The organism is Pseudomonas sp. JAI120, assembly GCF_014207255.1.
Lineage (GTDB): Bacteria > Pseudomonadota > Gammaproteobacteria > Pseudomonadales > Pseudomonadaceae > Aquipseudomonas.
This window is the reverse complement of sequence record NZ_JACHCZ010000002.1, coordinates 165,282-177,747: the sequence shown is the minus strand read 5'-3', so window position 1 is coordinate 177,747 and position 12,466 is coordinate 165,282. Positions and strand designations below refer to the sequence as shown.

General features: G+C 62.4%; 13 protein-coding genes. 8 read left to right on the top strand and 5 right to left on the bottom strand.

What is annotated here, in order from left to right:
* Nucleotides 1-37 precede the first annotated feature (37 nt).
* Both HDC32_RS12695 and HDC32_RS12690 read right to left on the bottom strand, forming a co-directional pair.
* Complete coding sequence (locus HDC32_RS12695) at nucleotides 38-652, bottom strand: NAD(P)-dependent oxidoreductase (RefSeq protein ID WP_167656094.1); 615 nt, start codon at nucleotides 650-652, stop codon at nucleotides 38-40.
* A gap of 34 nt (nucleotides 653-686) precedes the next feature.
* Nucleotides 687-1,550 (bottom strand): MBL fold metallo-hydrolase, encoded by an 864-nt coding sequence (locus tag HDC32_RS12690; RefSeq protein ID WP_167656095.1) that lies wholly within the window; start codon nucleotides 1,548-1,550, stop codon nucleotides 687-689.
* A gap of 107 nt (nucleotides 1,551-1,657) precedes the next feature.
* Here HDC32_RS12690 and HDC32_RS12685 point away from each other — a divergent pair, with 107 nt between their 5' ends.
* Both HDC32_RS12685 and HDC32_RS12680 read left to right on the top strand, forming a co-directional pair.
* Entirely contained in the window at nucleotides 1,658-2,563 is a 906-nt protein-coding gene (locus HDC32_RS12685) for a LysR family transcriptional regulator (RefSeq protein ID WP_167656096.1), read from the top strand.
* 100 nt (nucleotides 2,564-2,663) lie between these two features.
* Complete coding sequence (locus tag HDC32_RS12680; protein ID WP_184744269.1) at nucleotides 2,664-2,840, top strand: hypothetical protein; 177 nt, start codon at nucleotides 2,664-2,666, stop codon at nucleotides 2,838-2,840.
* On the opposite strand, the gene HDC32_RS12675 is transcribed toward HDC32_RS12680, so the two are convergent.
* Nucleotides 2,833-3,711 (bottom strand): helix-turn-helix domain-containing protein, encoded by an 879-nt coding sequence (locus tag HDC32_RS12675; protein ID WP_131698906.1) that lies wholly within the window; start codon nucleotides 3,709-3,711, stop codon nucleotides 2,833-2,835. The two genes, HDC32_RS12680 and HDC32_RS12675, sit on opposite strands and share 8 nt — an antisense overlap.
* A 189-nt stretch (nucleotides 3,712-3,900) precedes the next feature.
* Between HDC32_RS12675 and pobA the strand changes: the two genes are divergently transcribed.
* Nucleotides 3,901-5,085 carry a 4-hydroxybenzoate 3-monooxygenase gene (gene pobA / locus HDC32_RS12670; protein ID WP_178116724.1) on the top strand — a complete coding sequence of 395 codons (1,185 nt, stop codon included), beginning with the start codon at nucleotides 3,901-3,903 and terminating at the stop codon, nucleotides 5,083-5,085.
* A gap of 66 nt (nucleotides 5,086-5,151) precedes the next feature.
* Nucleotides 5,152-6,669 (top strand): MDR family MFS transporter, encoded by a 1,518-nt coding sequence (locus HDC32_RS12665; RefSeq protein WP_184744267.1) that lies wholly within the window; start codon nucleotides 5,152-5,154, stop codon nucleotides 6,667-6,669.
* 70 nt (nucleotides 6,670-6,739) lie between these two features.
* On the opposite strand, the gene HDC32_RS12660 is transcribed toward HDC32_RS12665, so the two are convergent.
* Nucleotides 6,740-7,576, bottom strand: coding sequence for a cache domain-containing protein (locus HDC32_RS12660; RefSeq protein WP_184744265.1), 837 nt, complete (start codon nucleotides 7,574-7,576; stop codon nucleotides 6,740-6,742).
* 50 nt (nucleotides 7,577-7,626) lie between these two features.
* Entirely contained in the window at nucleotides 7,627-8,400 is a 774-nt protein-coding gene (locus HDC32_RS12655) for a transporter substrate-binding domain-containing protein (RefSeq protein ID WP_145334875.1), read from the bottom strand.
* Between the two features lie 345 nt (nucleotides 8,401-8,745).
* Here HDC32_RS12655 and HDC32_RS12650 point away from each other — a divergent pair, with 345 nt between their 5' ends.
* From HDC32_RS12650 to HDC32_RS12635, 4 genes are all read left to right on the top strand, one after another.
* Nucleotides 8,746-10,116 carry a glutamine synthetase family protein gene (locus HDC32_RS12650; protein ID WP_184744263.1) on the top strand — a complete coding sequence of 457 codons (1,371 nt, stop codon included), beginning with the start codon at nucleotides 8,746-8,748 and terminating at the stop codon, nucleotides 10,114-10,116.
* A 101-nt stretch (nucleotides 10,117-10,217) separates the two neighbouring features.
* Complete coding sequence (locus HDC32_RS12645; RefSeq protein WP_131698912.1) at nucleotides 10,218-10,817, top strand: class I SAM-dependent methyltransferase; 600 nt, start codon at nucleotides 10,218-10,220, stop codon at nucleotides 10,815-10,817.
* A gap of 122 nt (nucleotides 10,818-10,939) precedes the next feature.
* Nucleotides 10,940-12,073, top strand: coding sequence for a ribonuclease D (gene rnd / locus HDC32_RS12640; protein WP_184744261.1), 1,134 nt, complete (start codon nucleotides 10,940-10,942; stop codon nucleotides 12,071-12,073).
* Nucleotides 12,070-12,363, top strand: coding sequence for a YcgL domain-containing protein (locus HDC32_RS12635; protein ID WP_065938924.1), 294 nt, complete (start codon nucleotides 12,070-12,072; stop codon nucleotides 12,361-12,363). The genes rnd and HDC32_RS12635 overlap by 4 nt, the downstream gene beginning before the upstream one ends.
* The last annotated feature ends 103 nt before the right edge of the window (nucleotides 12,364-12,466 follow it).

The window sequence follows — 12,466 nt, the reverse complement described above, 5'->3', positions numbered from 1 at the left end:
GAGCAAGCCCCCTCCCACAGTTCTTGACCGCGTTGGGTCAGTAGCCGACGGTAAAGCGCTGGCGCGAGTGCTTCGGTGCTTCCACTTCGTCGATCATGGCGATGGCGTAGTCGGCAAAGGTGATCGAGCTGGTACCGTCACTGCTCACCAGCAAGTCATCCTGGCCCAGGCGGAATTTACCGGTGCGCTCGGTGCCATCGAACAAGGCCGATGGCGACAGGAACGTCCAATCCAAGTCCTTTTCCTGGCGCAGCACGTCGAGAAACGCGGCCCCTGCACTGGCTTCGGTTTTGTATTCAGCCGGGAAGCCCTCGCTGTCGATCACACGTCCGCCACCGGGCAGCAGCAACGAACCGGCGCCGCCCACCACCAGCAGACGTTTCACCCCGGCTTGTTTCACCGGGCCGATCACGGCGCTGGCGGGCAGGGTGGCGAAATGTGCCGCACTGATCACCACATCGCTGCCGCTGATGGCTTGTTCCAGGGCATTGGCATCCAGTGCATCAACCTGCTTGACGGTGACGCCGGGGCGTACAGCCAGCTTGTCGGTGTTACGCGCGATAGCCACCACGCTATGCCCGCGACGCAGTGCTTCTTCCAGCAGTTGGCTGCCGGCACGGCCGGTGGCCCCAATGATTGCGATCTTGCTCATGACGTTCTCCAGTACGGTTAGGGTTTAAAGCCATTCACCACTTCATTTCGCCCTTGGCGACTTTGGCGCTCAGTTCCAGCGAGCTTTCGTCGGCGAGGGAGGGGTAACGTTTTTTCATGGCCGCGATCAGGGCGGCGGCGTCCTTGGCCTTGGCGGTTTCTACGTCGAAGGCCTTGATGTAATCGGCAGTAAAGGCCACCGATTTCGGCGATGGCGTGCCCAGGTAGTGGCCCGGAATCACTGTGCGTGGCTGCAGCTGTTCGATGCGTTGCAGGGTCGCAAGCCAGTCTTTATGGGATTGCGCGCTTTGGGTGTCGGCCATCCACAGGTGAATGTTTTGCGCGACCACCACGCCCCCGACCACGGCCTTGATCGACGGGATCCACACGAAGCTGCGGTCCGGTTGCGGGCCGTCCAGGCCGATCACCTCCAGTTGCTGCCCTTCAAGGGTTAGGCTGTGGCCTTGCAGCACTTGGGGCACGAGGGTTTTGCCCGGTTTGTCGGCACCCATTTTCGGGCCCCAGAACTCCAGTTTACCGGCCACGGTGGCGTTGATATGGTCGACCACCGGTTGCGGCGCCAGCACCTTGGCGTCGGGGAACGCGGCTGTCAGGGTGTCGAGGCCGAAGTAGTAATCCGGGTCGCCGTGGCTGATGTAGATGGTGGTCAGGTGTTTGCCGCTGGCGCGAATCTTCTGCACCAGTTGCTCGGCCTGGCCCTTGCCGAATTGCGCATCCACCAGGATCGCGTCTTTGGCGCCGCTGACCAGCACCGAGCTGACCGGGAAGATTGCCGCCTCGCCTGGGTTGTAGACATCAAGGGTCAGGTCGGCCGCCGCTGCATGGCCGGCAAACGCCACGGCAGCGGTGAAGGTCAAGCGCTTGAGGGTTGAGAACATCGGGCAGCTCCAGCAGTCGATTCAAAGGATGCACAGAGCTTAGTTGCACTAAACCGAACTAAAAATGCGATGCTGGGACATAGTTTGTTTCTGAAATCGGGCAAATCATGGATCGTCTTCAAGCAATGCGCGTATTTGTCACGGTGGTGGACCTGGGCAGCCAGTCCGCTGCTGCCGACCATTTGGACCTGTCGCGCCCGGTGGTGTCGCGTTACCTGGCCGAGTTGGAAGACTGGGTCGGCGCGCGCCTGTTGCACCGCACCACGCGCAAACTCAGCCTTACGGCGGCCGGTGGCGAAACCTTGCCACGCTGTCGGCAACTCCTGGAATTGTGCGGCGATATGCAGGCCGCCGTCAGTGAGCCTGATAATGCGCCCCGTGGCCTGTTGCGCCTGAGTGTCAGCACCTCGTTCGGCCAGGCGCAATTGGCCGAGGCCATCGCCGAGTACGTCAAGCGCTACCCCTTGGTGACCATTGACCTGCAAATGCTCGACCGCACGGTGAACCTGGTGGATGAGCGCATCGACCTGGCCATCCGTACCAGTAACGACCTGGACCCGAACCTGATCGCCCGGCGCCTGACGGTCTGTCGCTCGGTGGTGTGCGCAACCCCGGCGTACCTATTGGAGCACCCGGCGCCGCAGAAAGTCGAAGACCTGGCCCGGCACAACTGCCTGACCCACTCGTACTTCGGCAAAAGCCTGTGGCATTTCGAAGAGCACGGCGAGCACGTGTCGGTGCCGGTGCACGGCAATATCACCGCTAACGAAGCCAGTACGTTGTTACGCGTGGCGCTGGCTGGGGGCGGGGTGGCGATGTTGCCCAGCTACCAGGCCGGCGAGCACATCCGCCGTGGTGAACTGGTACGTCTGCTGCCCGAGGCCGAACCCCGGCAGATGAACATCTACGCGGTCTATGCATCGCGCAAGCACATGCCTTCGGCGCTGCGCAGCCTGCTGGATTTCCTGGTGGTGAGGTTCCCCGAGGAGCCATTGTGGGATATTGGTCTCTAAGGCGACATAACCCTGTTGAATGTCGTCCAATAATGGCAACTCGCCCTGCTTGGCCTATGCTTTAAACAGCACCCTGTAGATCCGTTCAGAGGTCTGTGCCATGAGCATCAAAACCAGAAAATACCTGATGATTTTCACCCTCTGCGCCCTGGCCAGCGCACTGTACGGAACTGCCGCCTACCGCGTGGAACAGACCCGTATGCAGCCGACCTTGGCGATCAGCTGTCATCAGGATCATTGCGTTCCCCATACCGGTAGTTTCAGTGCACTCAGGTAAGCGGCTGTTCGGCTTTGAGTTGCTCGCGAAACGCCTTGGGTGAGAACCCGACCCGTCGGCGGAACAGCCGAGAGAAGTTGGTCGGGTCGGAAAAACCCAGTACTTCCGACATTTCGTTGATGGTCATGCTGGTGTAGGTCAGCAGGCGCTTGGCTTCGAGTAATTGGCGGTCATGCATGATCTGCAAGGCAGGCTGCCCGCCCAGTTCCCGACACGTCCCATTCAGGTGTGAGACCGAGATACCCAGCTTGTGGGCCAGATCCTCAATCTTCGGATGTTCCCGATAGTGCTGTTCAACCAATTGCGTAAAGCGCCGGAAGTACTCGCGGCCCCTTGGCGCGCGCGGGTGGCGGCGCTGGATGGCCTGGCGGCTGATCCACACCAGCAGCACACTGACCAGCGCGTGCATCAACATGTCCCGGGCCGGTTGGTCGTCGGCGTATTCGTCCTGCAGGCGGGCGAACTGGCTGTTGAGGTAGTCACTGTCCTGGCCCGCCGGGTAGCTGCCCAGGGTCTGCAAACCGCCTGCCGTTGCGCCCAGTTGGGCTTGCAAGTGGCTGACCAGCGGAGCCGCGAGGGTGACCACATAGCCTTCGACATCTTCGGCAAAGCGAAACCCATGCACGCACAACGGCGGCAAGACCTGCAGTGTGGCTTCGTTGAGCGTGGTGCGCTGACCTTCGATTTCTAACTCGGCCTGGCCTTTGTGCACATACAGCAGCTGGCACAGATCCGCGTGCCGGTGGGGCTGGATTTCCCACTGGTATTCCCGACTGCGGCGGGAAATGGTTTCGCAGTGCAACAAATCGGGGGTCGGCCATTGCTGGCTTTCTCCGTAAAGCTTGAAGACCGGAATCGCGGTGTTGGTCATGGTTTCAATCCGATACTCAGGACAGTGGTGCGGTAATCGCCCGAATTGGCAAAAAGCGCAGGTTTTATCGCAGTTTTCACCTTCTTATACTGCGCACTCAAGTGAAAACTGTCAGCTACCAGATCAATGACAACTCTTTCACTCGATCCGTTCGTGTGGAATTTGCGGGCGATAAAAATAATGAAAACGCTGAAAACCCAAGTCGCCATCATCGGCGCCGGTCCCTCCGGGCTGTTGCTTGGCCAACTGTTGCACAACGCCGGTATCCAGACCCTCATCCTGGAGCGCCAGAGTGCCGACTACGTGCAAGGCCGCATCCGCGCCGGGGTGCTGGAACAGGGCATGGTCAACCTGCTGCGCGAGGCGGGCGTCAGCGAGCGGATGGATGCCGAAGGCCTGGTGCATGATGGCTTCGAGCTGGCGCTGGACGGTCAACTGACCCACATCGATTTGAAGGCGCTGACGGGCGGCCAGTCCGTGATGGTCTACGGCCAGACCGAAGTCACCCGCGACCTGATGGCCGCCCGCGCCGCCGCTGGCGCCACCACCCTGTATGAAGCGCGCGACGTGCAGCCCCATGATCTTAAAAGTGATCGACCCTGGCTGACGTTCGAGCATCAGGGCGAAGCGTTTCGCCTGGAGTGCGACTACATCGCCGGCTGTGATGGGTTCCACGGTGTGGCGCGCCAGTCGATCCCGGCTGAATCGCTGAAGGTGTTCGAGCGGGTCTACCCCTTCGGCTGGCTGGGCATCCTCGCCGACACCCCGCCGGTGCACGCGGAACTGGTGTACGCCAAGCACGACCGAGGCTTTGCGCTGTGCAGCATGCGTTCACCGACGCGCAGCCGCTATTACCTGCAAGTACCGGCCGAGGAGCCGGTGGGCGAATGGTCGGACGAACGCTTCTGGGCGGAACTGAAAACCCGCCTGCCCAACGCCTTGGCTGAACAGCTGGTCACCGGCCCATCCATCGAAAAAAGCATCGCGCCACTGCGCAGTTTTGTGGTGGAACCGATGCAGTACGGGCGCCTGTTCCTGCTCGGCGATGCGGCCCATATCGTGCCACCCACCGGGGCCAAGGGCTTGAACCTGGCGGCCAGCGACGTGAGCACGTTGTTCCGGATTTTGCTCAAGGTGTATGGCGAGGGACGGGTGGACTTGCTGGAACGTTATTCCGCCATCTGCCTGCGTCGGGTGTGGAAGGCCGAGCGGTTTTCGTGGTGGATGACCTCGATGTTGCATCAATTCCCTGAGTCCGACGGATTCAGCCAGCGTATCGCCCAGAGCGAGCTGGAGTACTTCATTCACTCCGAAGCCGGACGCAAGACCATTGCGGAAAATTACGTCGGACTTCCTTACGAGCCTATCGAATAGCCTGCTATCGTATCGAGCATTCCCGCGGGCCGCCTTTTCCCGCGGGCCCTGCTCGAAGGTTCTGCCGTGACTCAGCTCAATCAGCCCGCGCCACCGCTTCCCGCGGTGCGCAGTATTCTCGCCTCGTTGATGATGGCGATCTTCCTCGGTGCCCTGGACCAAACCATCGTCGCCGTGTCCATGCCCGCCATCTCCGCGCAATTCCACGACGTCAACCTGCTGGCCTGGGTGATCTCCGGCTATATGGTGGCGATGACGGTGGCAGTGCCGATCTACGGCAAGCTCGGCGACCTCTACGGGCGGCGGCCGATGATGCTGGTCGGCATGGGCCTGTTTACCGTCGCTTCGTTGTTCTGCGGCATGGCCCAGAGCATGGAGCAACTGGTGCTGGCGCGGGTGCTGCAGGGCATCGGCGCGGGGGGGATGATCTCGGTGAGCCAGGCGATCATCGGCGACATCATTCCGCCCCGTGAGCGCGGGCGCTATCAGGGCTATTTCAGCAGCATGTACGCAGTGGCCAGCGTGGCCGGGCCGGTGTTGGGCGGCTACATGACCGAGTACTTATCCTGGCGTTGGGTGTTCCTGATCAACCTGCCGTTGGGGGCGGGTGCCTGGTACGTGGCCCATCGCACCCTGGTGGGGCTGCCGGCGCCGCAACGCAAGCCGGTCATCGATTACCTCGGCACCGTGCTGATGATCATCGGCCTCACCGCCTTGCTATTGGGCATCACCGAAATCGGCCAGGGCCATCATTGGCGTGACCGCCAGGTGCTGGGGTTGTTGGCCTGTGCGCTGGTGGCATTGACCCTGTTTGTCTGGCACGAGCGCCGCGCCCGCGAGCCCTTGCTGCCGATGCACCTGTTTGCCAACCGCAGTGCGGTGCTGTGCTGGTGCACGATTTTCTTCACCAGCTTCCAGGCGATTTCCCTGACAGTGCTGATGCCCCTGCGCTTTCAAACAGTGACCGGAGGTGGTGCCGACAGCGCGGCCTTGCATTTGCTGCCCCTGGCGATCGGCCTGCCCATCGGCGCCTATTGCGCCGGGCGCATGACCTCGGTGACCGGGCGCTACAAACCGATGATCCTCAGCGGCGCGCTGTTGAGCCCGCTGGCGATCCTGGGCATGGCCTACAGTGCGCCCCAGGACGTGCTGCTGACCGGCGTGTTCATGTTGCTGTGCGGCATCGCCGCGGGCATGCAGTTCCCCACCTCCCTGGTGGGGTCGCAAAACTCTGTAGATCAACGGGACATCGGCGTCGCCACCAGCACCACCAACCTGTTCCGCTCCCTTGGCGGCGCGGTGGGGGTGGCGTGCATGTCGGCGTTGCTGCTGGCGTTGTTGCAGGACTCCAGCTTCGCCCACCTGGCCAGCGGTGCGCTGGTGGCGGAGGGCAGTTCCGGCAACGTGCTGCTCGACGGCCTGAACGCCGCGCCAGGCCCGGCGCAGGAGGCCCTGCGCGGGGAATTGGGGGTGACGTTCCGGCATTTGCTGCTGGTGAGTGCGGGGGTGTCACTGTTGGGGTTGGCGGCGGCGATCGCGATGCCCAATCGCGTGCTGCGCGGGCGGGAAGACAAAATCCGCTGACTGACACAATAGAGACCTAGTGTGGGAGGGGGCTTGCCCCCTCCCACAGTTGAATGCATTCCAGTTCAGATCAGGGGCTGTAGTAACCCACCGCAACCATGAAGTGCCCGACCTTGCGCACATAAGCGTGTTTGTTCTCGACCTTGCCCGTCACCGGGTTTTTCCAGCGGTACTTGTATTCCCCCTGGTCCTGCTCGGCCATCAGCTTGAGGATCGGCTTGCCCACCGGCTTGCCGTCGGGGTCCTTGATCTTGCTGAAGTCGGTGTTGATCAGCCGCAGGTTGGTGCCGTGGGCCACGTAGCGTCGGGTGTTCAGGTCCACCACAAACACATAGAGGTCATCCTGCAGGAAGCCGCCCTGCAATGAGTTGATGGCCTTGAGCGTGCCGGCTTCATCCTTCTCCAGCGCGTTCACCGCATTGTTGCGCAGGGCGCGGGCCTGTTCGGGTGTGGCGCGCGGCAGGTAGTAACCCACGGCCAGGATGCGCTCGCCGACGCGCTGGTAAAACACATGCTTGTGCTCGACCTTGCCGTCGTTCCAGTTCTGCCAACGGTAGTCGGCCTGCTGGATACCCTGGCTTTCCGGCACCTGGAGCGCGTCCTTGAATGACTGGCGCAAGTCCGGTCCCAGCACTTCGGACACATCGCGACCGATCAAGGCGGAGGAGGGGCCGCCACTGGCCAGCAGCACGCCCTGGGTATCGACCACGAACACATAGCGGTCGTGATCGATGAACTCACCCTGTCGGCTGAACGCCGCGAAGGCCTTGTCACCGTTGGTCTGGTAGTAGGCCAGGGCTTTTCCCAGCAAGGCCTTGGCGGCCTGGGCGTCCTCACCCGGCGTGTCGGCGTGCACCTGGCTGAAACACAACAGCAGCAGCCAGGTGGCGCGGAGCAGTCCCTTCATGTCCCGTCCCTCGTTCTTATTGATGTGACCACAGCGTAGACGGCTCTGGCTCAGGGCGCCGCCAACCATTGGTTGACGATGCCGTCGTAGACGCCGGTGGCTACGCTCAGGTGCAACCACTGGTCGACATAGCTCTTCCACGCCACATCATCGCGGGGCAGCAAAAAGGCTTTTTCGCTGTACTGCATCTGCCGCTCCGGGTTGACCGCACACAGCCCCGGCTTGAGTTTCTGCTGGTACCGCGCCTCGCTGGCGTCGGTGATCATCACGTCAGCCTTGCCGGCCAGCAGTTCGTCGAAGATGGTCACGTTGTCGTGCAGGCGGATTTGCGCCTGGCCCAGGTGGGCGCGGGCAAAGATTTCGTTGGTGCCGCCCGCCGGTTCGATCACGCGCACCTGGGGCTGGTTGATCTGCTCCACGGTCTGGTAGCGCTTGACGTCGGCGCAACGCACCAGCGGGATCTTGCCGTCGACCCCGAGGGACTGGCTGAAGAAGGCTTTTTTCTGGCGCTCCAGGGACACCGAAATACCGCCCACGGCGATGTCGCAGCGCTGGGCGAGGAAGTCCGGCATCAGGGTTTTCCAGGTGGTGGGCACCCATTGGATCCTGGCATTGAGGCTCTTGGCCAGGGACTCGGCCATGGCGATGTCGATGCCTTCATAGCTGCCATCGGCGCGCAACGAGGTGTAGGGCTTGTAGTCGCCGGTGGTGCATACGCTGAGGGTGCCGCGCTCAAGCACCTGGTCAAGGCGTGAGGGCGCGGTGTCGGCCAGGGCGGATGTGGCCAGGCTTGCCAGTACGCACAGGGTTATCGTTGTTTTCATGCGATCGAGTCCTTGGGGCATGCTCGGGGGCGGTCATTATTTCCAGCAAGGGCCAAGGTAGCAAGGTGTGGCGAATGTTTAGCCAAGTTGCAACCAAACTCCGCCAACCCTGAATTTAAACACCTATGCGGGCGTGTGACGCTGGGCGCATCTCTATCATTGTGATCCACCTATGGACGGCTCCCCCGACACTCACCCTGCGACATTGCCGTCCGAGCTCGCCTTCTGGGCCCTGTTCCACTGCCGCCACGCGCGCCCGCCAGATTCCTTTCTCCTACGCTGATTTACCCCATGGATGACGCACGCTTGTGTGCGCCTGCCTGAAACCAACGTACGAGAACCCCCATGAGTGTTTTTGCCAGCCTGCACGAAGCCCACGCCTTCCTTGAACAGCATCCGGACATCGAGATGTTCGAGCTGTTTATCCTCGATAACAACGGCGTGCCGCGCGGCAAGTTGCTGCACCGCGACGAATTGCTGGCGGTATATGAAAGCGGGCGGCCGCTGCCGAGCACTATCCTGGGCCTGACCATCAATGGCGACGATGTGGAAAATTCCGGGCTGGTGTGGGAGGTGGGTGATATCGACTGCCGCGCCTACCCGATCAGCGGCAGTTTGCAGCGCATGCCCTGGCGGCTGATCCCGACCGCTGCGGTGCAGGTCAGCATGCACCCCACCGAAGGCCTGCCCGCCACCGTGGCCGACCCCCGGCATTTGCTGGCCAAGGTAATCGAAGGCCTGAACGCCGACGGTTATTACCCGGTGATGGCGGCGGAGCTGGAGTTCTACCTGCTCGACCAGAAACCCGACAGCAATGGCCGCCCGCAACCGGCGCGGGACGTGGACGGCGGGCGCCCGCGCGCGACCCAGGTCTACGGCCTGCGTGAGCTGGAGCAGATCGAGCCGTTCCTCGCCGACCTATACAGTGCCTGCAAACTGCAAGGCATTCCGGCGCGCACGGCGATCTCCGAATACGCCCCGGGCCAGGTGGAGATCACCCTGGAACACCGCGCCGACGCCCTGCAAGCCATGGACGAAGCGGTGCGCTACAAGCGCCTGGTCAAGGGCGTGGCGCACAAACACGGCATGGCCGCGTGCTTCATGGCCAAGCCATTCGACGACCTGGCGGGCACCGGCATGCATATGCACGTCAGCCTGGCCGACGCCGAGGGCAACAACCTGTTCGCCAGTGAGGCCGCCGACGGCACGCCCCTGCTGCGCCACGCAGTGGGAGGCATGCTCAGTACTTTGCTCGATTCACTGCTGATGTTCTGCCCCAACGCCAACTCCTATCGCCGTTTCCAAACCAACAGCTATGCGCCGCTGGCCGCCACCTGGGGCGTGGACAACCGCACCGTCAGCCTGCGGGTGCCGGGTGGTCCGGCCCACTCCCGGCATATCGAGCATCGCATCTGCGGCGCCGACGCCAACCCTTACCTGGCAGCTGCCGCGATCCTTGCGGGCATCCATCGTGGCATTCGCGACCAACGCGATCCCGGCGCCCCGGTGGAAGGAAACGGCTACGCCCAGGCCAAGGAATTGCTGCCCACCGATTGGCTCACCACCCTGCGCGCGCTGGAAGCTTCCAGCTGGGCGCGGGAGGCGTTCGGCAGTGAATTCCTGGGCGTGTACCTGGCGGTGAAACGGGCTGAATACCGCCAGTTCATGGGCGAGGTGGGCGAGCAGGATTGGCGTTGGTATCTGCACCAGGCGTGATGGCTGTTACGGTTGTGAGGGCTTCGACCTTTTTTTCACGTTGCAGTGGTTAAGCTGCGAATCAAGGTCGTTCACTACCGTTTCAGTCACATGAGCCTGCGATGTCGCCACAACCTCCATCCTCCATCGAGATCGAATACGCCGAGCGCTGCGACCGCGAGCACGCCAGGGTCTGCGGTGACACGCGCCCGCCCGGCGTGCGCCAACGCCTGGCCTCATGGCGTGATGCACGGCTGGTGCGCCATGCGCTGAAGGTCGCCGGCGAGCCGGGGCTGATCCTGGACCTGGCCTGCGGCTCGGGACGCTTCTGGCCGGTGTTGGCCGAACACATCAACCGGGTGATCCTGGCGTCGGACAACTCCCAGGACATGCTCGACCACGCCCGCACCCACCATCCGGCGTCCTTGCTCAAGCGCGTCAAGACCTTTCAGGGCTCGGCGTTTTCCATCGGCTTGTCGGCGAATGCGGTGGACTGCATCTTCTGCCTGGAATTGTTTCGTCATGTGCCCGGCACCGAAGGGCGCATGGCCTTGCTGCGCGAATTTCATCGGGTCAGCCGCGATACGGTGATTGTCTCGGTGCAGTCGCGTATCACCGTGGAAGAAGAATTTCGCCAGGCCGGATTCAAGGTCTTGAATCAACAGGAATTCATGCCGGGGTCCAGCCTGTGGCGGGTCTACGTTCTGCGTAAGAAAGGATAACTCCCGCTTGTCGGACTATTCTTCATGTCCTGTCTGAGTTTTCATGGTTGCCTGTGCACTGCGGATGCTCGCTAGCCCCTTTCGCGATATATACTGCGCGCCATTCTTCAAGGGAGAGCCGTGTGGCCATCGATATTCACTGGATCTGCGACAACGATAGCCTCGGCCAGCATTGCGCCGAATGGCAGCAGTTGCCATTCGTCGCCCTCGACACCGAATTCATGCGGGTCGACACCTTTTATCCCATTGCCGGGCTGATCCAGATTGGTGATGGCGTACGCGCTTACCTGATCGATCCCCTGACCATCGACAACTGGCAACCCTTGGCCGCTTTGCTGGAGAACCCGGCGGTGATCAAGGTGGTGCACGCCTGCAGCGAAGACCTTGAGGTGTTGCTGCGCCTGACCGGCAGCCTGCCGGTGCCGCTGTTCGACACCCAATTGGCCGCCGCTTACCTGAACCTTGGCTTCTCCATGGGCTACTCGCGCCTGGTGCAAGCCGTGCTCGATATTGAGCTGCCCAAGGGCGAGACCCGCTCGGACTGGCTGCAGCGGCCATTGTCCGAGACCCAGGTGAGCTACGCCGCCGAAGACGCCGTGCACCTGGCCGAGGTCTACATTCGCCTGCGCCCGCGGTTGTCGGACGATAAATACGCCTGGGTCCTGGAAGATGGCGCCGAACTGGTTGCCAACCTGCGCCGCGAAGTCGACCCGTACGAGGTGTACCGTGACGCCAAGCTGGCGTGGAAACTGTCCCGTGCCCAGCTCGCCGTCTTGCGTGAACTCTGCGCCTGGCGCGAGCAGCAGGCCCGCGCCCGCGACCTGCCGCGCAACCGCATCATTCGCGAACACTCGCTGTGGCCCCTGGCCAAATCCCAGCCGGACAACCTCGCCGCCCTGGGCAAGATCGAAGACATGCACCCGCGTACCGTGCGCCAGGATGGCCAGTTCCTGCTGGACCTGATCAGGCGCGCTGGCAGCGTGCCTATGGACCAGTGGCCGCCTGCCGTGGCTGAACCGCTGCCGGTGGACGCTGCCACGCTGATAAAGCAACTGCGTGCCCTGGGCCAGACGTTCGCCGAGCGCCTGGAGATGGCGCCGGAACTGATGCTGCGCAAGAAAACCCTCGAAGCCCTGGTTAAAAGTGGCTACCCCGATGGGCCTTATAAATTGCCAGACTCGCTGCGTGGCTGGCGCCGCGAGTTGATGGGCCAGGCGCTGCTCGACAGCCTGGCCACTGCCGGAGAACAGCCTTGAAACGTATTTGCTCCATCTATCGCAGCTTGAAAAAAGACGGCATGTACCTCTACGTGCTCAAAAGCGACGCGCTGGAGCGCGTGCCGGAGCCGTTGATGGCGGCCTTCGGTAAACCGCACCACGCGTTCGACATGGTACTGACACCCGAGCGCAAGTTGTCCCGCGAAGACATCGTCGTGGTGCTGGAAAACCTCGACAAGCAGGGCTACCACCTGCAAATGCCGCCGGCCGAGGACGAGTACATCGAGCACTTGCCCGAAGAGCTGCTGCGTCGCAACGACCCGATGTGATCGGGCAGTGCCCCGCCCGGGGCACAGGTTTCAATGGAATCGTATTAGTGGGCGGTGGCCGTAGGGAAGCGGGCGGCCGTCTGCACTGTTTTTGAAAGGTTTG